The organism is Streptomyces sp. NPDC096152, assembly GCF_044763235.1.
In the GTDB taxonomy this organism is placed as follows: domain Bacteria; phylum Actinomycetota; class Actinomycetes; order Streptomycetales; family Streptomycetaceae; genus Streptomyces.
On the sequence record NZ_JBIWFW010000001.1, the window covers coordinates 868,453 to 889,625 of the forward strand.

General features: G+C 73.4%; 21 protein-coding genes. 16 read left to right on the forward strand and 5 right to left on the reverse strand.

Annotated elements, in window-relative coordinates:
- Window positions 1–243 precede the first annotated feature (243 nt).
- Both ACIQ9G_RS03795 and ACIQ9G_RS03800 read right to left on the reverse strand, forming a co-directional pair.
- Window positions 244–525 (reverse strand): Lrp/AsnC family transcriptional regulator, encoded by a 282-nt coding sequence (locus tag ACIQ9G_RS03795; protein ID WP_037931200.1) that lies wholly within the window; start codon window positions 523–525, stop codon window positions 244–246.
- Window positions 522–1,199, reverse strand: a complete 678-nt coding sequence (locus ACIQ9G_RS03800; RefSeq protein ID WP_403606764.1) for a rhomboid family intramembrane serine protease — start codon at window positions 1,197–1,199, stop codon at window positions 522–524. Before ACIQ9G_RS03800 ends, ACIQ9G_RS03795 begins: the two co-directional genes overlap by 4 nt.
- Window positions 1,200–1,430: 231 nt before the next feature.
- On the opposite strand from ACIQ9G_RS03800, the gene ACIQ9G_RS03805 reads away from it, so the two are divergent.
- The 6 genes from ACIQ9G_RS03805 (at window position 1,431) to ACIQ9G_RS03830 (ending at window position 8,106) form a co-directional block, all read left to right on the forward strand.
- A complete protein-coding gene (locus tag ACIQ9G_RS03805; RefSeq protein WP_392194528.1) occupies window positions 1,431–1,670 on the forward strand; it encodes a hypothetical protein in 240 nt (79 codons plus the stop codon).
- A gap of 60 nt (window positions 1,671–1,730) precedes the next feature.
- A complete protein-coding gene (locus tag ACIQ9G_RS03810) occupies window positions 1,731–3,080 on the forward strand; it encodes an NYN domain-containing protein (protein WP_403605773.1) in 1,350 nt (449 codons plus the stop codon).
- Window positions 3,081–3,318: 238 nt separating this feature from the next.
- On the forward strand, window positions 3,319–4,359 hold the full coding sequence (locus ACIQ9G_RS03815) for an NlpC/P60 family protein (RefSeq protein WP_403605776.1): 1,041 nt from the start codon (window positions 3,319–3,321) through the stop codon (window positions 4,357–4,359).
- Window positions 4,360–4,605: 246 nt separating this feature from the next.
- Window positions 4,606–5,619 (forward strand): NlpC/P60 family protein, encoded by a 1,014-nt coding sequence (locus ACIQ9G_RS03820; protein WP_403605779.1) that lies wholly within the window; start codon window positions 4,606–4,608, stop codon window positions 5,617–5,619.
- A gap of 32 nt (window positions 5,620–5,651) precedes the next feature.
- On the forward strand, window positions 5,652–6,842 hold the full coding sequence (locus ACIQ9G_RS03825) for a hypothetical protein (protein WP_403605782.1): 1,191 nt from the start codon (window positions 5,652–5,654) through the stop codon (window positions 6,840–6,842).
- 121 nt (window positions 6,843–6,963) lie between these two features.
- Window positions 6,964–8,106, forward strand: coding sequence for a glycosyltransferase family 4 protein (locus tag ACIQ9G_RS03830; RefSeq protein WP_403605785.1), 1,143 nt, complete (start codon window positions 6,964–6,966; stop codon window positions 8,104–8,106).
- Window positions 8,107–8,238: 132 nt separating this feature from the next.
- Here the strand turns inward: ACIQ9G_RS03830 and ACIQ9G_RS03835 are convergent, their stop codons facing one another.
- Entirely contained in the window at window positions 8,239–10,035 is a 1,797-nt protein-coding gene (locus ACIQ9G_RS03835) for an AMP-dependent synthetase/ligase (RefSeq protein ID WP_403605788.1), read from the reverse strand.
- A gap of 316 nt (window positions 10,036–10,351) precedes the next feature.
- On the opposite strand from ACIQ9G_RS03835, the gene ACIQ9G_RS03840 reads away from it, so the two are divergent.
- From ACIQ9G_RS03840 to ACIQ9G_RS03865, 6 genes are all read left to right on the forward strand, one after another.
- Entirely contained in the window at window positions 10,352–11,149 is a 798-nt protein-coding gene (locus ACIQ9G_RS03840) for a metallophosphoesterase (RefSeq protein WP_403605791.1), read from the forward strand.
- Window positions 11,150–11,305: 156 nt separating this feature from the next.
- Window positions 11,306–11,749: an SRPBCC family protein gene (locus ACIQ9G_RS03845; protein WP_356192890.1), complete on the forward strand. Its 444-nt coding sequence runs from the start codon at window positions 11,306–11,308 to the stop codon at window positions 11,747–11,749.
- Between the two features lie 77 nt (window positions 11,750–11,826).
- Window positions 11,827–12,996, forward strand: coding sequence for an ArsA family ATPase (locus ACIQ9G_RS03850; RefSeq protein ID WP_403605794.1), 1,170 nt, complete (start codon window positions 11,827–11,829; stop codon window positions 12,994–12,996).
- 57 nt (window positions 12,997–13,053) lie between these two features.
- Entirely contained in the window at window positions 13,054–13,578 is a 525-nt protein-coding gene (locus ACIQ9G_RS03855) for a DUF5304 domain-containing protein (RefSeq protein ID WP_403605797.1), read from the forward strand.
- 131 nt (window positions 13,579–13,709) lie between these two features.
- The gene (locus ACIQ9G_RS03860; RefSeq protein WP_403605800.1) at window positions 13,710–14,663 is read left to right on the forward strand and encodes an ROK family glucokinase; all 954 of its coding nucleotides are present in this window, start codon (window positions 13,710–13,712) and stop codon (window positions 14,661–14,663) included.
- Window positions 14,664–14,796: 133 nt separating this feature from the next.
- Entirely contained in the window at window positions 14,797–15,543 is a 747-nt protein-coding gene (locus ACIQ9G_RS03865) for an endonuclease/exonuclease/phosphatase family protein (protein WP_403605803.1), read from the forward strand.
- Between the two features lie 34 nt (window positions 15,544–15,577).
- On the opposite strand, the gene ACIQ9G_RS03870 is transcribed toward ACIQ9G_RS03865, so the two are convergent.
- Both ACIQ9G_RS03870 and ACIQ9G_RS03875 read right to left on the reverse strand, forming a co-directional pair.
- On the reverse strand, window positions 15,578–16,171 hold the full coding sequence (locus ACIQ9G_RS03870; RefSeq protein ID WP_403605806.1) for a hypothetical protein: 594 nt from the start codon (window positions 16,169–16,171) through the stop codon (window positions 15,578–15,580).
- Window positions 16,164–16,943, reverse strand: coding sequence for an alpha/beta hydrolase (locus tag ACIQ9G_RS03875; protein ID WP_403605809.1), 780 nt, complete (start codon window positions 16,941–16,943; stop codon window positions 16,164–16,166). The genes ACIQ9G_RS03870 and ACIQ9G_RS03875 overlap by 8 nt, the downstream gene beginning before the upstream one ends.
- Window positions 16,944–17,121: 178 nt before the next feature.
- On the opposite strand from ACIQ9G_RS03875, the gene ACIQ9G_RS03880 reads away from it, so the two are divergent.
- From ACIQ9G_RS03880 to ACIQ9G_RS03895, 4 genes are all read left to right on the forward strand, one after another.
- Window positions 17,122–17,901: a lysophospholipid acyltransferase family protein gene (locus tag ACIQ9G_RS03880; RefSeq protein WP_403606766.1), complete on the forward strand. Its 780-nt coding sequence runs from the start codon at window positions 17,122–17,124 to the stop codon at window positions 17,899–17,901.
- 61 nt (window positions 17,902–17,962) lie between these two features.
- Window positions 17,963–19,255 (forward strand): MacS family sensor histidine kinase, encoded by a 1,293-nt coding sequence (gene macS / locus ACIQ9G_RS03885; RefSeq protein ID WP_403605812.1) that lies wholly within the window; start codon window positions 17,963–17,965, stop codon window positions 19,253–19,255.
- Entirely contained in the window at window positions 19,252–19,929 is a 678-nt protein-coding gene (locus tag ACIQ9G_RS03890; RefSeq protein ID WP_403605815.1) for a response regulator, read from the forward strand. The genes macS and ACIQ9G_RS03890 overlap by 4 nt, the downstream gene beginning before the upstream one ends.
- Window positions 19,930–20,083: 154 nt before the next feature.
- Window positions 20,084–21,112, forward strand: a complete 1,029-nt coding sequence (locus ACIQ9G_RS03895; protein ID WP_403605818.1) for a 6-phosphofructokinase — start codon at window positions 20,084–20,086, stop codon at window positions 21,110–21,112.
- The last annotated feature ends 61 nt before the right edge of the window (window positions 21,113–21,173 follow it).

Here is a 21,173-nt window from a genome sequence, read left to right on the forward strand (position 1 = left end):
CGCGACGCCCGGCACGGCTCCCCCAAGCTCTGCGAGCAGGGGGACCCCCAGCCGCGTTGTCGCATCACCCGAGTACATCCAGTACGCGGGCGATGCTCCGCCTTGCGATGCTCCCCCACAGCCTGAACGGCGTGGGAGGTGCCCCCAGCACCGGACGCCGCGAGCTTTCCGGCAAACCTTTCCGGCCACAGCACTAGCTGCGTGCCGGTGGTCCCGGGGTCCTGTCCGGGCCCGAGGAGCCGGTCAGGAGTCCAGCCCGATGGCGAAGGCCGCCTCCAGGTCGTGCTGGGAGTACGTGCGGAAGGCCACGTGGGTGTCCGTCCCCTCCACCCCCGGGATCTTGCTGATCCGCCCGGGGATGACCTCGGCGAGGTCCTCGTGCTCCCGCACCCGCACCATGGCGATCAGGTCGTAGGTGCCGGTGACGGAGAAGACCTCGCTCACGGAGTCCAGCGACGCGATCTGCTCGGCGATCTCGGGGATCCGGTCCACGCTGGTCTTGATGAGGACGATCGCGGTGATCACGGCTGGTTCTCTCCCTCGGGGGCCGGAGCAGGGGCGGACCTCACAATAGTCGCCCGGCCGAACCGGGCCCACGCGAAGCCGAAGCCGAGCCCGAAACCGACCAGGTGCGCCAGGTAGGCCACCTGCGGCCCCTGGGCGGTCCGTCCGGCCGCCATCCACTGCAGGGCCGCCCAGAAGGGCAGCACGACCCAGGCCGGGAAGCGCAGCGGCAGGAAGAACAGGAACGGGAAGAGACTGGTCACCCGGGCCCTGGGGAAAAGGTACAGAAACGCGCCGAGGACCGCCGAGATCGCGCCGGACGCCCCCACCAGGGTCTGTCCGGACGCGGCGTTGGCGGCCGCGTAGCCAAGGAGGGCCAGGTAGCCGCAGCCGACGTAGAACAGCGTGAACTGGAGGCGGCCCATCCGTTCCTCGGTCATCGTCCCGAAGACGTAGAGGAAGAGCATGTTGCCGAGCAGATGCACCCAGCTGCCGTGCACGAACAGGGCCGTCGCCGGGGTCAGGGCGGCCCGCGGCGCGCCCTCGAACAGCACGGCGGGGATCACCCCCCAGCGGCCGAAGTAGGCCCGCTGGGCGGCGAGCAGCCCGTCGCCGGTCCCGTACGCCGGATCGAGTCCCGCCGCCGGTCCGGCCAGGAAGACCAGGCAGCACAGGACGATCAGGACGTACGTCATCGGCGCCGGCGCGCTCCGCACCGCCCTGGCCACCCGGACCGCCCTGCCGGCCACCGCACTCCCGTCGCCACTCACGGAACAGAGCATGGCGTAACGGGACGCACCCGCGCAGACTGCCTCGCCGCCGTGGACGGACGGGCGGCGAGGCGGCGCCACGCCGTAGGGTTACGAGCCACACGCGCCGGGGAAGCCGGCGCGTCACGGACACTAGAAGGAAAGCGAACAGCCACGATGACGGTTCCCCTGCCGACCGCCACGACGCGGTGGCGCTGCGCCCTCTGCGGCAATCTCACCCGCTTCGACGTGACGCGTTCGTCGAAGGTCGTCGAGTACGTCCACCTCGATCTGGCCGGAGAGCCCACGGTCGAGGAGCGCGAAGTGGTCAGTGAGACCATCGAGTCGGTGCGCTGCCGCTGGTGCAACGCGGTGGACCAGGTCGAACTCGTGGACAGGCCGGGCGCCGCCTCCTGAGCGGAGCCGGCCCCGCAACCGTGATCCCCGCGGGGATCACACCGGACATTGGGGTGACGGATGGTGGAGACACACGGCGGGGGGCCGGGCGACGGCGCCGCTGAGGTGCTCGACCGTCCGCTGCCCGACGGCGTGCGCCGCAGGGTGGTGCAGATCGTGTCCGACGCGTTCGGCGGGCTGACCTTCGCCGAGCTGCCGGCGCAGCTGCGGCAGTACGCCCGGTTCACCCCGAACCGCCGGGCGAAGTTCGCGGGAAACGCCATGGCGGCGGCGCTGGAGACCGACGGGCTGTTCCGGCAGCGCGTCGGGGAGAAGTTCAGAGAGGCCCAGCCGGAGCTGTCCGGCGCCCTGGACTCCGGCTCGCCGCCTCCGGCCGCGGACCCGCTCGACGTGGCGGCCGCGGCCTATGTGCTGCGCGCCACGGGCTGGGTGAAGCTGGTGACCGCCGCCGGCGAGGAGGCCCAGCGGGCGGACGCCGAGCGCGCCGACGAGGAGAGCCGGGCCGAGCTGGAGCGGCTGCGCGAGGAGCTCGACCGGGCCCGCGAGCAGACCCGGGGCGAGACCGAGCGGCTGCGGGCCGAGCTGGAGGCGGCCAAGAAGGAGGCGGAGTCCCTGCACCGCAAGCTGCGGGCCGCGCTCAGCGACGTCAAGCGGGGCGAGGCCGCGCTGCGCAAGGTCAGGGGCGAGACCGAGGCACTGCGGGCCGACGGGCAGGCGCAGGTGTCGGCCGCGGAGAGCGAGACCCGGCGCCTCAAGGCCCGCCTCGGCGAGGCGGAGGCGGCCCTGGAGGCCACCCGCCGGGCCGCCCGCGAGGGACGCAGCGTCGAGGACATGCGGGTACGGCTGCTGCTGGACACCGTGCTGGACGCGGCCCAGGGGCTGCGCCGGGAACTGGCGCTGCCGCCGGTCTCCGTACGCCCCGCGGAGACCGTGGACGCGGTCGAGCCCGGACGGATGACCCCCAAGGACATCGCCGCCCGCGCGCTGTCCGAGAACGACCCCGCCATCCTCGACCAGCTCCTCGCGCTGCCGCAGGCGCATCTGGTCGTCGACGGCTACAACGTGACCAAGACCGGCTATCCGCAGATGCCGCTGGAGAAGCAGCGGCTCCGGCTGCTGGGCCAGCTCTCGCAGCTCGCCGCGCAGACCGGCGCCGAGGTCACCTGCGTCTTCGACGGGGCCGAGCTGGCTGCCCCGGTGCTGCTCGCGCCGCCGCGCGGGGTGCGCGTGCTGTTCTCCAGGCCGGGCGTCACCGCCGACGAGCTGATCCGCCAGCTGGTGCGCGCCGAGCCGCCCGGGCGGCCGGTCATCGTCGCCTCCACCGACCGCGAGGTGGCCGACGGGGTGGCCAAGGCGGGGGCGCGGCCGGTGGCGTCCGCGGTGCTCCTCAAGCGCCTGTCCCGCGGCTGAAATCGGGCGTAAGGCGCCCTGTACCCCAACCGCAACGTAGCGCCGCAATGCCCGAATTGGCGGGTGCCTCGCGGCACGTAGCGTCAAGCGGGGCTCACTTGATGTGAGTTGAGTGCAAAGAATGCATTGCGGGACGGGATTTTTTGGTGTGAGGATTTGAATTAATCACGATGAGGTCACTAAGGTCTGGCGTCGAACCTCCGAGCGGGTGATCACTCAGAAGAAGGAGCTCGCTTTCGTGGCGTCCCACCGTCGACCCAGGCAGCCCAGCCGTGCGCGCGTGACCGTGCTCACCACCGCGGCGGCTGCAGCCGTAGCCATCAGTGCTCAGGCCGCCAACGCGGCGCCCAGCGCCAAGCCGAGCAAGGACGAGGTCAAGGCCAAGGTCGACGCCCTCTACGAGCAGGCGGAGCAGGCCACCGAGAAGTTCAACGGGGCCAAGGAGAAGCAGGAGAAGCTCCAGAAGGAGATCTCCACCATCCAGGACAACGTCGCCCGCGGCCAGGAGGAGCTCAACAAGCTGCGCGACGGCCTTGGTTCGATGGCCGCCGGCCAGTACCGCACCGGCGGGATCGACCCCTCCGTCCAGCTGTTCCTCTCCTCGAACCCGGACGACTACCTCGACAAGGCCTCCACGCTCGACCAGTTGAGCAGCCAGCAGGTCGACGCGCTGAAGAAGATCCAGGACAAACAGCGCGAACTGGCCCAGCAGCGCGCCGAGGCCTCCGAGAAGCTCAAGGACCTCGCCTCCACCCGCACCGAGCTGGGCAAGAAGAAGAAGGAAGTCCAGAGCAAGCTCGCCGAGGCGCAGAAGCTGCTCAACTCCATGACCGCCAAGGAGAAGGCGGAACTGGCGGCCGAGCAGCAGCGCGCCACCCGGGCCAGCGAGCGCAGCGTCCTGGACGGCAACACGCCCCCCGCCTCGGGCCGCGCGGGCGCCGCGTTCTCCGCCGCCCAGACCAAGATCGGCTCGCCCTACGTCTACGGTGCCACCGGCCCCTCCTCCTTCGACTGCTCGGGTCTGACCTCCTGGGCGTACGCCCAGGCCGGCGTCTCCATCCCGCGCACCTCCGAGCAGCAGGCCAACATAGGCACCCGGATCTACTCGCAGAGCCAGCTCCAGGTCGGCGACCTGGTGTTCTTCTTCAACGACATCCACCACGTGGGCCTGTACGCCGGCAACGGCCAGATCCTGCACGCCCCGCGCACCGGCACGGTCGTCCGCTACGAGTCGATGAGCACCATCGGCGGCCCGTTCATGTTCGGCGTCCGCGTCTGACACCGCTCCCGGATCAAGCGGTCGTACCCTCCGAACGGGCGAATCACCACGACCCGCGCTGACCCCCACGCCCCGCCGATGACCTGCGTCAGAGGCGGGGCGCCGCGTTGTGCGCCCGCCTGCCGCACGTGGCCTGGGCGGGTCCGCGCGGCTACTGTCTGGCGCGTTTCCCCCAGCCGCGGGGGCGGCCCTCCGTCCCGGCGCCGGGAGACGGTCATGTCCGCCAGCGGAAGGAGTCGGCTTCCCGTGGGGTCTCATCGCCGCCATGCACCGTCCGGGTTCGACCGGGGCGCCGGTGCCGCGCTCTGCGCGCTGTCCGCCGCGGCCGCCGCGCTGGGTGCCGTCCCGGCCGTCGCCGCACCGCACGCACCCACCCGGGCCGAGGTGGACCGCCTGTACGAGGAGGCCGAGAAGGCGACCGAGGCGTACAACCAGGCCGGCGAGCGCGCGGGCCTGCTGCGCCGTCAGGTACGCGACTCCCAGGACCGTGTCGCCCGCCAGCAGCAGCGCGTCAACGACCTGCGGGGGACGCTGGGCGCGCTGGCCGGCGCGCAGTACCGTTCCGGCGGCCTCGACCCGTCGCTGGCCCTGCTGTTCTCCCACGACCCGGCCGACTACCTCGACAAGGCGTCCGTGCTCGGCCGGATCAACGCCCACCAGGCCGGGGAGCTCGCGGACCTGCGCAAGGGGCTGCGCGAACTCACCCAGGAGCGCGCCGAGGCGTCCCGGGCCCTCGGCGAGCTGGAGAAGAGCCGCGAGGCCCTCGTCGCCCACAAGCGGACCGTCGAGCGGAAGCTCGCCCGGGCCCGGCGGCTGCTGCAGGCGCTGCCCCCGTCGGAGCGCGCGGCCTACGACCGGGCCTCCCGCTCCGGCCGCGACGATCTCTCCGGCCTGATCGAAGGCCCGGCCGCCTCCGCCCGCGCGGCCGCGGCCCTCGCCGCCGCCCGCTCCGCCCTCGGCCGCCCCTACGTATGGGGCGCCAACGGCCCCTCCGGCTTCGACTGTTCGGGCCTCATGCAGTGGTCGTACGCGCAGGCCGGGGTGCATCTGCCGCGCACCTCGCAGGAGCAGCGGTACGCCGGTCGGCAGATCCCGCTGTCCGAGGCCCGCCCCGGCGACCTCGTCGTCTACCGGTCCGACGCCGGCCATGTCGCCATGTACGTCGGCGGCGGCCGGGTCATCCACGCCCCCCATCCCGGCGCGCCCGTGCGCTACGACCCGGTGGACATGATGCCGATCTCGTCGGTCACCAGGGTCTGACGGCGGCCGGTACTCCGCCGTACGATCGTGAAATGGCTGGTCGACGGCGGGTATCGGGATCTGTGGCGGTGGCGCTCTGCCTGCTGCCGGCGTCGTTGACGGCCTGCGGCGGGCGGTCCGCGGCCGACACCGCCCGGGCGCAGGTGCAGGACGTGCTCGACCGGCGGGCACGGGCGGTCCTCCACCACGACGAGCGGGCGTACGCCGCCACCGGCGACCGGGCCTCCTACGCGGACCTGCGGGCGGTGCCGTTCGCCGACTGGTCCTACCGCCTGACCGGACTGCGCCGCAGGGGCGGCACGGCCACCGCCGACGCGGAGCTGCGCTACCGGGTGACCGGGTACGACCGGGCGCCCGTCGTCGCCGGCCGCACGCTCACCCTGTCCGCCGGGCCCGGCGGGACGTGGCAGGTGGACTCCGACCGGCCCGCGACGAAGGCCGTCCAGCAGCTGTGGGACCAGGGCGCGGTCTCGGTGGTCCGGGGACGGCGCGGCCTCGTCCTCGGGGTCGGGCAGAGCGGCCGGGCTCTGCACGGCTACGCGGACCTGGCCGACCGGGCGGTGCCCGCGGTGTCCGACGCGTGGGGCACCGGCTGGAGCCGCCGGGTGGTGGTGCTCGTCCCGCGGTCCCTGGAGGGGATGGCCGGGCTGCTCGGCTCGCCCGCCTCCGGCTACCGCGGGATAGCAGCCGTCACCACCGGCGAGGCGGGAGGCTCGGGCCGCACCCCCGCCGACCGGATCATCGTCAACCCCGACGCCTACGGGATGCTCGGTCCGCTCGGCAGACAGGTCGTGCTCACCCACGAGACGACCCATGTCGCCACCCGCGCCCGCACCAACCCGGCCACCCCGCTGTGGCTCTCCGAGGGGTACGCCGACTGGGTCGGCTACCGCGGCACCGGGCGCACCCCGGTCCAGGCCGCGCCCGAGCTGCGGCAGGCCGTGGCCGAGGGACGGGTGCCGACGGCGCTCCCGGCCGACCGGGCCTTCGGCTTCGCCGGGAACGCGACCCGGCTCGCGGAGGCCTACGAGAGCGGCTGGATGGCCTGCCGGATGATCGCCGGCCAGTGGGGGGAGGACCGGCTGCGCGCCTTCTACCAGGCCGTGGGCGGGCACCACCGGCGCCCCGGCGCGGTCGAGGACGCCCTGCACCGGGTGCTGGGCACGACCCTGGCGGACTTCACCGCGCGGTGGCGGGCGTATCTGCGGGAGCGGCTCGGGTGAGCGGAGTGTCCGCGGGGGCGGCCCGGGTGAGCGGCGCACGGCCCGCTCCGGCGGGCGCCGGCGGGCGGGAGGCGGCGGCCGTGTCGGTCCGTCCGCCCGGGGTTGGATAGGGTCGGCGGCGATGCACAAGACCCTGATCGTGACCAACGACTTCCCGCCCCGCCCGGGCGGCATCCAGGCGTTCCTGCACAACATGGCGCTGCGGATGGACCCGGAGCGGCTGGTCGTCTACGCCTCCACCTGGAAGCGTGGCCGGGAGGGCGCCGAGGCGACCGCCGCCTTCGACGCGGAACAGCCCTTCACCGTCGTACGCGACCGCACGACGATGCTGCTGCCCACACCGGGGGCGACCCGGCGCGCGGTCGGGCTGCTGCGCGAGCACGGATGCAGCTCGGTGTGGTTCGGGGCTGCCGCGCCGCTCGGCCTCATGGCGCCGGCGCTGCGCCGGGCCGGCGCGAAGCGGCTGGTGGCCACCACCCACGGCCACGAGGCGGGATGGGCGCAGCTGCCCGCCGCCCGGGGGCTGCTGCGCCGGATCGGGGAGGCGACGGACACCCTCACCTACCTCGGCGAGTACACCCGCTCCCGGATCGCCGGCGCGCTGACCCCCGCGGCCGCCGGGCGGATGGTCCAACTGCCGCCCGGCGTCGACGAGAAGACCTTCCACCCCGGTTCCGGCGGCGACGAGGTGCGGGCCCGGCTCGGGCTCACCGACCGGCCCGTCGTCGTGTGCGTCTCCCGGCTCGTGCCGCGCAAGGGCCAGGACACCCTCATCCGTGCCCTGCCCCGGATCCTGTCCGCCGAGCCGGACGCCGTGCTGCTGATCGTCGGCGGCGGGCCGTACGAGAAGGACCTGCACCGCCTCGCGCAGGAGACCGGGGTGGCCGGCTCCGTCCGCTTCACCGGCGCGGTGCCCTGGGCGGAGCTGCCCGCGCACTACGGCGCCGGTGACGTGTTCGCCATGCCGTGCCGCACCCGGCGCGGCGGGCTGGACGTGGAGGGGCTCGGCATCGTCTACCTGGAGGCGTCCGCGACCGGTCTGCCCGTGGTCGCCGGGGACTCCGGCGGCGCGCCCGACGCGGTGCTCGACGGCGAGACCGGCTGGGTGGTGCGCGGCGGCTCCCCGCAGGACGTCGCCGACCGCGTCGTCGCCCTGCTCGGCGACGCCGCGCTGCGCCGCCGGATGGGGGAGCGGGGGCGGCAGTGGGTCGAGACGAAGTGGCGCTGGGACCTGCTGGCCGGGGCGCTGGAGGAGCTGCTGTAGCTGGTCCGCGCCGCCGCGCGGTCTCCGCCCCGCCGTGCCCTCGGGCGGAACCGGAAGGTCACCGCGCGCGCCGAACGGACGATGGCGCGGGTCCTCGCCGAGGACACCGCGCCATGGACCGTCGCAGGGCGACTACTTCGCGTAGATCGCCTCGATCTCGTCCGCGTAGTCCTTCGCCACCACGTTCCGCTTCAGCTTCAGCGACGGCGTGAGGTGGCCCGACTCCTCCGTGAACTGGGAGGACAGAACGCGGAACTTCCGTACCGATTCCGCCTTCGACACCGCGGCGTTGCCGTCGTCGACCGCGTCCTGGATCGCCGCGAGCAGATCCGGGTCCTCGCGCAGCGACGCCGCGGTGGAGCCCGCCGGCTTGCCGTGCTCGGCGGCCCAGCGGCCCAGGAACTCCTCGTCCAGGGTGACCAGCGCGCCCACGAACGGCCGCCCGTCGCCCACCACCATGCACTCCGCGACCAGCGCGTGCGCCCGGATGCGGTCCTCGATCACGGCCGGAGCGACGTTCTTGCCGCCCGCGGTGACGATGATCTCCTTCTTGCGGCCGGTGATCCTGAGGTAGCCGTCCTCGTCGAGGGTGCCGATGTCACCGGTGTGGAACCAGCCGTCGGCCAGCGCCTCCGCGGTCGCGCCGGGGTTGTTCCAGTACTCCTTGAACAGGTGCTCGCCGTGCAGCAGCACCTCCCCGTCGTCCGCGATGCGGATGACCGAGCCGGGCAGCGGCTGCCCGACCGTGCCGATCTTCTGCCGGTCCCAGGGGTTGAAGGCGGTCGCCGCGCAGGACTCGGTCAGGCCGTAGCCCTCGAGGACGGTGAAGCCGATGCCGCGGAAGAAGTGCCCGAGGCGCTCGCCGAGCGGGGCGCCGCCGGAGATCGCGTACTCGCCGCGGCCGCCGAGGACCGCGCGCAGCTTGCCGTAGACGAGCTTGTCGAAGGTCTTGTGCTTGATCCGCAGACCGAGGGAGGGGCCCGAGGGGGTGTCCAGCGCCTTGCTGTACGCGATCGCGGTGTCCGCGGCCTTGTCGAAGATCTTGCCCTTGCCGTCGGCCTGGGCCTTGGCGCGCGCCGAGTTGTAGACCTTCTCGAAGACGCGCGGGACGCCCAGCACCAGCGTCGGCCGGAAGGCGGCCAGTTCGTCGGTGAGGTTCTTGATGTCCGGGACGCAGCCCAGCTTGATCGGCGCCATCATCGGCGCGATCTGCACCAGCCGCCCGAAGACGTGCGCGAGCGGCAGGAAGAGCAGCACCGAACACTCGCCGGTGCGGAACAGCGGGCGCAGCCGCTCGACGATGTTGCCGCACTCGGCGAAGAAGCTGCGGTGGGAGAGCACGCAGCCCTTGGGGCGGCCGGTGGTGCCGGAGGTGTAGACGATGGTCGCCGCGTCGTCGGCCTTCGCCAGCGAGCTGCGCTCCTCGACGGTCGCGTCGCTGATGTCCTGTCCGGCGCGCGCGAGTTCCTCGAGGCCGCCGGCCTCGATCTGCCAGACGTGCTTCAGGGCGGGCAGCGTCGCGCGCACCGACTCGACGGCGGCGGCGTGGCCGTCCAGTTCCACGAGACAGGCCGTCGCGCCGGAGTCGCTGAGGATCCACTGCACCTGCTCGGGCGAACTGGTCTCGTACACCGGCACGGTGACCGCGCCCGCGCACCAGATCGCGAAGTCCAGCAGCGTCCACTCGTAGCGGGTGCGGGACATCAGGGCCACCCGGTCGCCGGGCTGGATGCCGGAGGCGATGAGTCCCTTGGCGGCGGCGTGCACCTCGGCCAGGAAGGCGGTGGCGGTCACGTCCTGCCACGTGCCGCCCGCCTTGCGCGCGATGACGGCGACGTCGGGGTGCTGCGCGGCGTTTCTGCGGACGATGTCGGTCAGATTCCCGTCCGCAGGGACCTCGTACAAAGCCGGAAGGCTGAACTCGCGCAAGACTGCTGCTCCTCATAGGGCGCCGGCGCCACGACGTTGTGTGATGCGACGGTCCGGTCCAAGGCTCGGTCGGATGCCCGGGGCTTCGCCAGCGGCCGCGAGGGCGCGGTGGTTGAAATCCAGAGCACGACTGGACGGCCCGGACGTTACCCGCCGGTATGGCTTCTTCGACAGGGGGTCCCGGCGAGATGTTCGCTGCGTCACACGGATTGATGTTCCTTCGCGCACAGTAGTCGACTTATGAACTGACTGGCCAGTAACCCAGGGTTCGGCGGTCACTGTTCACGCATGCCGCACAGGCCTACGCTTGATCACCATGGCATCCACATCAGCCGGTGGGCGGGGGACGCGCATCCACGTGGTCAGCGACGTCCACGGCAATGCCCGTGACCTGGCCCGGGCCGGCGACGGGGCGGACGCGCTCGTCTGCCTCGGCGACCTGATCCTCTTCCTCGACTACGCCGACCACTCGCGGGGCATCTTCCCCGACCTGTTCGGTGTGGAGAACGCCCGCCGACTGGTCGAGCTGCGCACGGCCCGTCGCTTCGCCGAGGCCCGCGAGCTCGGCGCCCGGCTGTGGGCGGGCATCGACGGGGACCGGGCCACGGTGATCGAGCGGGCGGTGCGCAGGCAGTACACCGAGCTGTTCGCCGCGTTCCCCACCCCCACGTACGCCACCTACGGCAACGTCGACATGCCGCCCCTGTGGCGCGAGTACGCCGGCCCCGGCATCCGCGTGCTCGACGGGGAGCGGGTGGAGATCCACGGCCGGGTCTTCGGCTTCGTCGGCGGCGGACTCAGAACGCCCATGCGGACGCCGTACGAGATCGACGACGAGGAGTACGCGGCGAAGATCGAGGCCGTCGGCGAGGTGGACGTGCTCTGCACGCACATCCCGCCGGAAGTGCCGGAGCTCGTCTACGACACCGTGGCCCGCCGCTTCGAACGCGGCAGCCGGGCGCTGCTGGACGCCATCCGCCGGACCCGGCCCCGGTACGCGCTCTTCGGCCATGTCCACCAGCCGCTGGTGCGCCGGATGCGGATCGGCGCCACCGAGTGCGTGAACGTGGGGCACTTCGCCGGGACCGGCGAACCGTGGGTCCTGCGGTGGTGAGGGATCCGGCCGATGCGCCCGGACGGGGGTGACGTCCGCCGTGCGGCCGCGCGGTAGCCTTCACGCTGCACACACGTGCGCACGACCTCTTCCCCGAGCCCTCCACGCGCGGGCGGGGGAGACCCCATACGGCCCGCATCTGGAGGAGCCACGGCGATGGCGGAACACACCAGCTCGAGCATCACGATCGAGGCGGCACCGGCCGACGTCATGGGGGTGATCGCCGACTTCGCCCGCTACCCGGACTGGACCGGCGAGGTGAAGGAGGCCGAGGTCCTCGTCACCGACCCCCAGGGCCGCGCCGAGCAGGTCCGCCTCGTCATGGACGCGGGCGCCATCAAGGACGACCAGACCCTCGCCTACACCTGGACCGGCGACAACGAGGTCTCCTGGACCCTGGTCAAGTCGCAGATGCTCCGCTCCCTGGACGGCACCTACCTCCTCAAGCCGGCGGGCGCGGGCGCCACCGAGGTGACCTACCGGCTCACCGTCGACGTCAAGATCCCCATGCTGGGCATGATCAAGCGCAAGGCCGAGAAGGTCATCATCGACCGGGCGCTGGCGGGTCTGAAGAAGCGCGTGGAGTCCGGCGCCGCGTAACCCGGCGGCGATCCGGGAGCGGGCGCGCGGCGCTCGCGACGGTCCACGGGCCGCGTGCGCGGGTACCGTTCACCTCCATGCGCACCCTCCTGATCACGGGCCCGGGCGGCAGCGGCCGTACCACCGTCGCCGCCGCCACCGCCCTGACCGCAGCCCGTGACGGCACGCCCACCCTCGTCCTCAGTGCCGACCGCACGGACAGCCTCGGCGCGGCGCTCGGCGTGGTTACGGGCGCCCGGCCGGTCCCCGTCGAGCCCGGCCTCACGGCCTGGCGCCCCGACGCCGCCGCCGGGTTCCGCGACGACCTCGCCGCCTTCCAGAGCCGCGCGGCGGGCGTCCTCGACCTCCTCGGGGCCGCGCGCCTCGACGCCGAGGAGGTCACCCCGCTGCCCGGCGCCGAGGAACTCGCCCTGCTGCGCGCGCTGCGCGACGCGGCGCTGTCGGAGCGGTTCGAGCTGCTGGTCGTCGACCTGCCGCCCGCCCCGCAGGCCCTCGCCCTGCTCTCCCTCCCCGAGGAACTGCGCCGCTACCTGCGCCGGCTGCTGCCGCCCGAGCGCCAGGCGGCCCGCGCCCTGCGCCCCGTCCTCGGCCGTCTCGCCGGCGTCCCCATGCCCGCCGAGTGGCTCTACGAGACGGCCTCCCGCTGGGACGTCGAACTCGCCGCCGTCGAAGCGGTCGTCGCCGACCGCGCCACCGCCGTACGCCTGGTCGCCGAGCCCGGCCCGGCCGGCGCCGAGGCCGTCCGCACCACCGCCCTCGGCCTCGCCCTGCGCGGGCTGCGCACCGAGTCCCTGGTCGCCACCCGGGTCCTGCCCGAGTCCGCCGCGGACTCCTGGCTCGCCGGCCCCGTCGCCCAGCAGCGCAAGACCCTCGACGAGTGGCAGGAGACCCACACCGTCCACCCGGCCGCCCACCTCGGCCGCGACCCGCGCGGCGCGGACGACCTGGCCGCCCTCGCCGTGCCCGGCGTCAACCCGGAGCCCACCCCGGTCGAGTGGCCCGTCACCGACCGCCTCGCCGAGGACGGCGTGCTGGTCTGGCACCTGCCGCTGCCCGGCGCCATACGGGACGAGCTGGACCTCGTCCGCCGCGGCGACGAACTCGTCGTCACCGCCGGGCAGTTCCGCCGGATCGTCCCGCTGCCCTCCGCGCTGCGCCGCTGCACCGTGGACGGGGCCGCGCTGCGCGAGGACGAGCTGCGCGTCCGCTTCGTGCCGGACCCCCGGCTGTGGCCCCGGGAGAGGTGAACCGCATACGCCCGTTCGGGTAACGTCGTAGGGACGAACCGTAGTCAGGAGTCCGTCATGAGCGAAGAGCGCCCCACGCCCGGCCCCGCTCAGGAGGATGCGGCCGGCGAGGCGCCCCGCGCCGCCGACGCCGACGCCTGGGCCACCGCGTGCGCGGAGGACCTCGCCGCGGAGAAGGCCCGCCGCCGCTCGGAGTACGGCCCGCCCCCGGGCTCGGCCGCCGAGGAGCTGCGCAAGCTCGTCGACACCGTCGCCGACCGGCTGTCGTCGATGCGGTCCCCGCTGTTCGGCGCGGTCGCCGGGCCGGCCGCCCAGGAGATGGTGCGCCAGGCCGTCCAGCAGGCCAAGGCGGCCGTCGAGCCCGTCATCGAGCGCAACCCCGACGTCTTCGACCACCTGGCGGCGGCCGGCGGCGAGCTCCTCGCCGCCTACCGCAGCGCCGTCCAGGCCCAGGAGCGCCGCTGGACCGGCCGCGCGGACGACCCGGCGGGCCCCCCGCGCGCCGACGGCCCGGCGGACCCGCGCGACCGCCGCGACCCGGGCGAGGGCACCGGCCCCGGGCAGCGCATCGACCTGGACTGACGGCGCCCGGTCCCGCCCGCCGCCCCGCACCGGCGCCGCCGGGCCGGTCCGCCGTGCGGACGACGCGAATTCGACGGCAGGGCCTCGGGTACGGTTGGCCGTAGCGGGGCTCGACCGGAACTGAGGGATTCATGGGACTCACCATCGGCGTCGACATCGGCGGCACGAAGATCGCGGCCGGCGTGGTCGACGAGGAAGGCAACATCCTCTCGACCTTCAAGGTGCCCACCCCCACCACGCCCGAGGCCATCGTGGACGCCATCGCGTCGGCTGTGGAGGGCGCACGCGCGGGGCACGACATCGTCGGTGTGGGCATCGGCGCCGCGGGCTACGTCAACCGCCAGCGCTCGACGGTCTACTTCGCCCCCAACATCGACTGGCGCCAGGAGCCGCTGAAGGACGAGGTCGAGGCCCGCGTCGGCCTGCCGGTCGTCGTGGAGAACGACGCGAACGCCGCCGCCTGGGGCGAGTACAAGTTCGGCGCGGGCAAGGGCCACCGCAACGTCATCTGCATCACGCTCGGCACCGGTCTCGGCGGCGGCATCATCATCGGCAACAAGCTGCGCCGCGGCCACTTCGGCGTGGCCGCGGAGTTCGGGCACATCCGGATGGTGCCGGACGGCCTGCTCTGCGGCTGCGGCAGCCAGGGCTGCTGGGAGCAGTACGCCTCGGGCCGCGCCCTGGTGCGGTACGCCAAGCAGCGGGCCAACGCCACCCCGGAGAACGCGGACGTGCTGCTGTCGCTGGGCGACGGCACCCCGGACGGCATCGAGGGCAAGCACATCTCGATGGCCGCGCGTCAGGGCGACCCGGTGGCCGTCGACTCCTACCGCGAGCTGGCCCGCTGGGCCGGCGCGGGACTGGCCGACCTGGCCTCCCTCTTCGACCCGTCCGCCTTCATCGTCGGCGGCGGCCTCTCCGACGAGGGCGAGCTGGTCCTGGACCCGATCCGCAAGTCGTACAAGCGCTGGCTGGTCGGCGGCAACTGGCGCCCGGTCGCCGACGTGATCGCCGCCCAGCTCGGCAACAAGGCCGGCCTGGTGGGCGCGGCCGACCTGGCCCGGGAGCCGGACCCGATCATGTAGGGAGCCCGTGCGGCACACGGGGGCGCGGGGTCCCGCGGACATGCGGCTGCGCCGCGTGGGCGCGACCGGCCGGGACGACCGGCGGTCGCGCGCCGACCCCGCCCCCCGGCCCGCGGGGCGTACATTGATCCACATGGAGCTGCTTCCCAACTCCCGCACGGAGCCCGACGGTTCCGCCGTCGTCCGCGTCCTGAGCTACAACATCCGCTCGATGCGCGACGACACCGGCGCCCTCGCCCGGGTGATCGGCGCCTGCGCGCCCGATCTCGTCCTGGTCCAGGAGGCGCCCCGGTTCTTCCGCTGGCGCAAGAAGCTGGCCCGGCTGGCGACCGCGTCCGGACTGGTGATCCTCTCCGGCGGGGCCCCCGCCGCCGGGCCCGCCCTGCTGTGCGGGCTGCGGGCCACCGTGGAGCGGACCGAGGACGTGCTGCTGCCGCTCACCCCGGGCGAGCACCGGCGCGGTCTCGCGACGGCGGTGGTCCGGTTCGGCGGCGCCCGGCTGGGCGTCCTGAGCTGCCATCTCTCGCTCCGGCCGGACGAGCGGTACGAGCAGGGCGGGATGCTCCTGGACCGGCTGGCGGGGATGGGTGTGGAGCACGCGATCGCGGGCGGCGACCTCAACGAGCGGCCGGACGGGCCGACGTTCCGGCGTCTCACGGACGGCCTCCAGGACGGCTGGGCCACCAAGCCCTGGGGCGGCGAGCACACCTGGACGCCCGCCGACCCCTACCAGCGGATCGACGCCGTCTTCGCCACCCGCGGCATCGAGGTGCTCGGCTGCGGGGTGCCGCACGGCCACCCCGGTGTGAGCGAGGCGGACCTGAGGGCGGCGACGGACCACCTCCCGGTCCTGGCCGCCGTCCGGATCCCGGCCGCCTGACGGCGCGCGGCCCCGAGGGGCACGGCGCCGTCCGTCAGACCACCGCCCCGCGCCCCGGGTTGTCGTCGTCCTCGTCGTCCGGCTTCATCCGCATCACCAGCGTGGCGAACCCGCCGAGGAAGCCTCCGATGCCGAGGGTGGCCAGCCACCACGTCATGTCCCAGCCGAACAGCACCGCCAGCAGAAGCAGCACCGGCCCGCCGATCACCGCCAGCCACGCGAACTTCGCAGTGACGTCGGCGGCGGGCAGCGGCGGCGGCTCCGGCGGTACGAAGTGGCCCTCGTCGTCCTCGTCGCCGGACGGCTCGCGCGGGGAGTAGTCGCGCGGACCGACCCCGGGCGCGAAGGAGACGGAGCTGCCCAGCGGCCCGCCGGGCGCCGGCCTCTCCCGCTCGGGCCACCGCCCCTCGTCCGCGGACCGCGGCCGCTCCTCGCCGGGCTCCTCGTCGTTCGTCCCGAACGGGGGCAGCGCGAGGTCCTGGACCGGCTTGTACGGCTTCGCGCCCGGCGGGTCCGGCGGCTCGTCGCCGTACCCCGCGACGATCGCCGCCCAGGCGGCGGCCTCGTCGAGCGGGACGCCCCTCTCGTCCGGCTCGCGGTCCTCGCGGTCGGAGTCGTGCTCAGCCACCGGCGGTCGTCCCTTCCTTGCCGACACTGGGTGCGAGCCGGCCGACGAAGGCGAGGCTCTCCTCGAAGATCCGGTCCGCGTCGTGGTCCAACGTCGCCACGTGGTAGCTGTGTTCCAGCAGGATCTCGGTCACGTCCGTGGAGGAGACCCGGCCCAGCACGCGGGCCGAGTCGGCCGGCGGCACCACATGGTCCTGCGGGCTGCGCAGCAGCAGCAGCGGCTGGGTGACCTGCGGAAGCTCGCGGTCGACCAGCCGGAAGAAGGTCCGGAGCGAGTGCGCGGCGTGCAGCGGCACCCGGTCGTACCCCAGTTCCGCGCTGCCCGGCAGGGCGATGTCGCTCGCGATCCCCTTCGTCGTACGGACCAGGTGGCGGGCGACCGGAAGGGCGTACGCGGACAGGCCGTGCACCTTGTTGGCCGGGTTGACGACCACCACGCCGCCGACCGCGTCCCCGTGCCGGGCGGCCAGCCGCAGCGCCAGGGCGCCGCCCATGGACAGACCGGCCACGAACACCCGCGCGCAGCGCTCGCGCAGGCCGTACAGCGCGCGGTCCACCTCCGCGTACCAGTCCTGCCAGCCGGTGAGCTGGAGGTCCTCCCAGCGCGTGCCGTGGCCGGGCAGCAGCGGCAGCGACACCGTCAGGCCGCGCTCGGCCAGGTACTCGGCCCAGGGCCGCAGCGACTGCGGGGAGCCGGTGAAGCCGTGACAGAGAAGGACGCCTACCTCCCCGCCCTCGTGGCGGAACGGCTCGGCTCCCGGGAGGACCGGCACGTCGGTCTCCTGTTCGTGGTGTGGTCGGGGCACATCGACCGCTGGCACGTCGTCGAGTGCAGGTACTTCACCGTACGCGACGGCACCGACACCGACCAGGGTCGTCGGTCCGTTCGACGGCACTTGGGGTTATGGTCTGATCGACACACACAGGAGGACCAGGTTGTTGTACGGCACGATGAAGGTGGCCATCGGGGGACCGCTGAAGGTCGCCTTCAGGCCCTGGGTGGAGGGCCTGGAGAACATTCCGGCCGAGGGCCCCGCGATACTGGCCAGCAATCACCTGTCCTTCTCGGACTCGTTCTTCCTGCCCACGATGCTCGACCGCAAGGTCACCTTCATCGCGAAGGCCGAGTACTTCACCACGCCCGGTGTGAAGGGCCGGCTCACCGCCGCCTTCTTCAAGGGCGTCGGCCAGCTCCCGGTGGACCGCTCGGGTGCCCGGGGCGCGGGCGAGGCGGCGATCAAGAGCGGCATCGAGGTGCTGGAGCGCGGCGAGCTGTTCGGCATCTACCCGGAGGGCACCCGCTCACCGGACGGCCGCCTCTACCGCGGCAAGCCGGGCGGCCTCGCGCGCGTGGCGCTGGCCACCGGCGCGCCCGTCATCCCGGTAGCCATGATCGACACCGAGAAGATCCAGCCGCCCGGCAAGATCCTCCCGAAGCTGATGCGCCCGGGCATCCGCATCGGCAAGCCGCTGGACTTCCGCCGCTACCAGGGCATGGAGCACGACCGGTTCGTGCTGCGCGCGGTGACCGACGAGGTCATGTACGAGATCATGAAGCTCTCCGGCCAGGAGTACGTCGACATGTACGCGACCGCCGCCAAGCGGCAGATCGCGGAGGCGGCCAAGGCCGAGAAGGAGGCGGAGAAGACGGCGAAGGCCGCGCTCGCGCAGGCCGAGAAGGAGCAGGCCGAGAAGGAGAAGAACGCCGCGAAGGGCGACCGGGCGGAGTAGAACCCGTCGGGGAGCGGGATGGGGACCGGCGCCGGGGGCGGACAGCCGGACGAGGGGGGACATGGCCAGGCGCGAGCAAGTCATGAGGATGTCGGTCGAGCAGCCGCTGTGGCGGGCGCTCTCCGCCTACCGGGTGCTCACGATGTTCTACGCGGTCGGCCTGTTCGCCACCGCCTACGGCCGTTTCCCCCGCCCCGGCGTGGCCATCGGGTACTACGGCGTCCTGTTCGTGTGGACCCTGGCCACCCTGCCGAAGGTGGCGAACGCGGCGAGCTGCACCAAGCGCTTCCTGGCCGCCGACCTCACCCTCGCGCTCACCGGCATCCTGCTCACGCTCGTCGCCGACGCGCCCGAGCGGGTCGCGGACGGCGGCCCGACGCTGCCGTCGATATGGACGGCGGGCTCCGTCCTGGCCTTCGCCCTCAGGGGCGGCTGGCGCTGGGCCGCCTTCGCCTCCACCGCGGTCGCCCTGGTCAACCTGGCCGAACGCGGCACCCCGGCCCGCGACACCGTGCACAACGTGATCCTGGTCTGGGTCGCCGCCATCGCCATCGGCTACGTCGTCGAGGTCGCCCGCGCCTCCGAGCGCACCCTCGCCCGCGCCCTGGAGATCGAGGCCGCCACCCGCGAACGGGAACGGCTCGCCCGGGACATCCACGACGGCGTCCTGCAGGTCCTGGCCATGGTGCAGCGGCGCGGCGCGGTGGTCGGCGGCGAGGCGGCGGAGCTGGGCCGGCTCGCGGGCGAGCAGGAGGTGGCGTTGCGCACCCTGGTCTCCGGCGGGCTCGTCCCCGTCTCCCGGGTGTCGCGGGACGCGGCCGAGGGCGCCGTCGTGCACGCCGTGGAGGACGGCCCGGACGACGGCGCGGCGGCCGGTCCCGTCGATCTGCGCTCCCTGCTCGCCCCGTACGCCGGTGCGCGGGTCGCCCTCGCCGAACCGGGCGCCCCGGTGCTCCTGCCGCCCGCCGCCGCCCGTGAGGTGGCCGCGGCCGTCGGCGCCGCGCTGGACAACGTCCGGCGGCACGCGGGCCGGGACGCCCGGGCGTGGATCCTGCTGGAGGACGAGCCGGAGTCGGTGACCGTTTCGGTGCGCGACGACGGGCCCGGCATCCCCGCGGGACGGCTCGCCGAGGCCGAGGGCGAGGGCCGGCTCGGCGTGGCCCAGTCGATCCGCGGCCGGCTGCGCGACCTCGGCGGGACGGCCGAGCTGATCTCGGTCCCGGGCCAGGGCACGGAGGTCGAACTGACCGTCCCCAAGGGCGGCGAAGGGGACGGCGGCGGCGCCGGCAGGGGCCGGCCCGGGCGCGGGGACGGGAACACGGACGGATCACGGGGGAAGGCGGAGCGGCGATGAGCGAGGAGCGGGGCACGATCAGGGTCATGGTGGTCGACGACCACCCCATGTGGCGGGACGCCGTCGCGCGCGACCTGGCCGAGGCCGGCTTCGAGGTGGTCGCCACCGCGGGCGACGGCGAGCAGGCGGTACGGCGGGCCAAGGCGGCCGCGCCGGACGTCCTGGTCCTCGACCTCAACCTGCCCGCGAAGCCCGGCGTCCAGGTCTGCAAGGAGCTCGTCGCCGCCGACCCGGCGCTGCGCGTGCTGGTGCTGTCCGCCAGCGGTGAGCACGCCGACGTCCTGGAGGCCGTGAAGTCCGGCGCGACGGGCTATCTGCTCAAGTCCGCCTCCACGGAGGAACTGCTGGACGCGGTGCGCCGCACGGCCGTCGGCGACCCGGTGTTCACCCCGGGCCTGGCCGGTCTGGTGCTCGGCGAGTACCGCCGCCTCGCCTCCGACCCGGCGCCCGCCGCGGACGCCGACGAGCCCAGGGCCCCCCGGCTCACCGAGCGCGAGACCGAGGTACTGCGCCTGGTGGCCAAGGGCCTGAGCTACAAGCAGATCGCCGAGCGCCTGGTCATCTCGCACCGCACGGTGCAGAACCATGTCCAGAACACCCTCGGCAAGCTCCAGTTGCACAACCGCGTGGAGCTGGTCCGGTACGCCATCGAGCGCGGACTCGACGGGGAGTAAACCCGCGTACGCGGTGACCTCACCCTTTCGGGTGGATTTGCTGTCATCAACTACCGGACATTTCACCGGAATTGACCGTCTCGCCCCTAGGGAAGTGACGTGCGTCACCATTAGCGTGACCCGCATCAGGCAACCGCGGCGAAGGGACATTTCCATGCGGGTCGGAGTACTGACCGGAGGCGGCGACTGCCCCGGGCTCAACGCCGTCATCCGGGGAGTCGTCCGCAAGGGCGTGCAGGAGTACGGTTACGACTTCGTCGGCTTCCGGGACGGCTGGCGGGGCCCCCTCGAAGGCGACACGGTTCCTCTCGACATCTCCGCGGTGCGCGGCATCCTGCCCCGCGGCGGCACCATCCTCGGCTCCTCGCGCACCAATCCGCTCAAGCAGGAGAACGGCATCAGGCGGATCAAGGAGAACCTCGCCAAGCAGGAGGTCGAGGCGCTCATCACGATCGGCGGCGAGGACACCCTCGGCGTTGCCGCGCAGCTCTCCGGGGAGTACGGCGTGCCCTGCGTCGGCGTGCCGAAGACCATCGACAACGACCTGTCGGCCACCGACTACACCTTCGGCTTCGACACCGCGGTCGGTATCGCCACCGAGGCGATCGACCGGCTGCACACCACCGCCGAGTCCCACATGCGGGTCCTGGTCTGCGAGGTGATGGGCCGTCACGCCGGCTGGATCGCCCTGCACTCCGGCCTCGCGGGCGGCGCGAACGTCATCCTCATCCCCGAGCAGCGCTTCGACCTGGACCAGGTGTGCGCCTGGATCACCTCCCGGTTCACGTCGTCGTACGCCCCGATCGTGGTCGTCGCCGAGGGCGCCATGCCGAAGGACGGCCACTTGGTGCTCAAGGACGAGTCGCTGGACTCCTTCGGGCACGTCCGGCTGTCCGGCGTCGGCGAGTGGCTGGCCAAGGAGATCGAGAAGCGCACCGGCAAGGAGGCCCGCACCACCGTGCTCGGGCACATCCAGCGCGGCGGCACGCCGAGCGCCTTCGACCGCTGGCTCGCCACCCGGTTCGGGCTGCACGCCGTGGACTGCGTCCACGACGGCGACTTCGGCAAGATGGTCGCCCTGCGCGGCACCGACATCGTCCGCGTCCCGATCGGGCAGGCCACCGCCCGGCTGAAGACGGTCGACCCGAAGCTCTACGCCGAGATCGGCGTCTTCTTCGGCTGACCCGTCCGGCCCGTCCGGCGCACGGGCGCGGGTGGCACGTATATTCGCCGGTACCAGACAG

Bases quoted from the DNA above. Each gene is read 5' to 3' on its own strand.
- ACIQ9G_RS03805 (WP_392194528.1), top strand. From the start codon at position 1,431: ATGACGGTTCCCCTGCCGACCGCCACGACGCGGTGGCGCTGCGCCCTC.
- ACIQ9G_RS03850 (WP_403605794.1), top strand. From the start codon at position 11,827: ATGCGCACCCTCCTGATCACGGGCCCGGGCGGCAGCGGCCGTACCACC.
- macS (WP_403605812.1), top strand. From the start codon at position 17,963: ATGGCCAGGCGCGAGCAAGTCATGAGGATGTCGGTCGAGCAGCCGCTG.
- ACIQ9G_RS03810 (WP_403605773.1), top strand. From the start codon at position 1,731: ATGGTGGAGACACACGGCGGGGGGCCGGGCGACGGCGCCGCTGAGGTG.
- ACIQ9G_RS03845 (WP_356192890.1), top strand. From the start codon at position 11,306: ATGGCGGAACACACCAGCTCGAGCATCACGATCGAGGCGGCACCGGCC.
- ACIQ9G_RS03830 (WP_403605785.1), top strand. From the start codon at position 6,964: ATGCACAAGACCCTGATCGTGACCAACGACTTCCCGCCCCGCCCGGGC.
- ACIQ9G_RS03860 (WP_403605800.1), top strand. From the start codon at position 13,710: ATGGGACTCACCATCGGCGTCGACATCGGCGGCACGAAGATCGCGGCC.
- ACIQ9G_RS03840 (WP_403605791.1), top strand. From the start codon at position 10,352: ATGGCATCCACATCAGCCGGTGGGCGGGGGACGCGCATCCACGTGGTC.
- ACIQ9G_RS03895 (WP_403605818.1), top strand. From the start codon at position 20,084: ATGCGGGTCGGAGTACTGACCGGAGGCGGCGACTGCCCCGGGCTCAAC.
- ACIQ9G_RS03890 (WP_403605815.1), top strand. From the start codon at position 19,252: ATGAGCGAGGAGCGGGGCACGATCAGGGTCATGGTGGTCGACGACCAC.
- ACIQ9G_RS03880 (WP_403606766.1), top strand. From the start codon at position 17,122: ATGAAGGTGGCCATCGGGGGACCGCTGAAGGTCGCCTTCAGGCCCTGG.
- ACIQ9G_RS03825 (WP_403605782.1), top strand. From the start codon at position 5,652: ATGGCTGGTCGACGGCGGGTATCGGGATCTGTGGCGGTGGCGCTCTGC.
- ACIQ9G_RS03855 (WP_403605797.1), top strand. From the start codon at position 13,054: ATGAGCGAAGAGCGCCCCACGCCCGGCCCCGCTCAGGAGGATGCGGCC.
- ACIQ9G_RS03800 (WP_403606764.1), bottom strand. From the start codon at position 1,199: ATGACGTACGTCCTGATCGTCCTGTGCTGCCTGGTCTTCCTGGCCGGA.
- ACIQ9G_RS03865 (WP_403605803.1), top strand. From the start codon at position 14,797: ATGGAGCTGCTTCCCAACTCCCGCACGGAGCCCGACGGTTCCGCCGTC.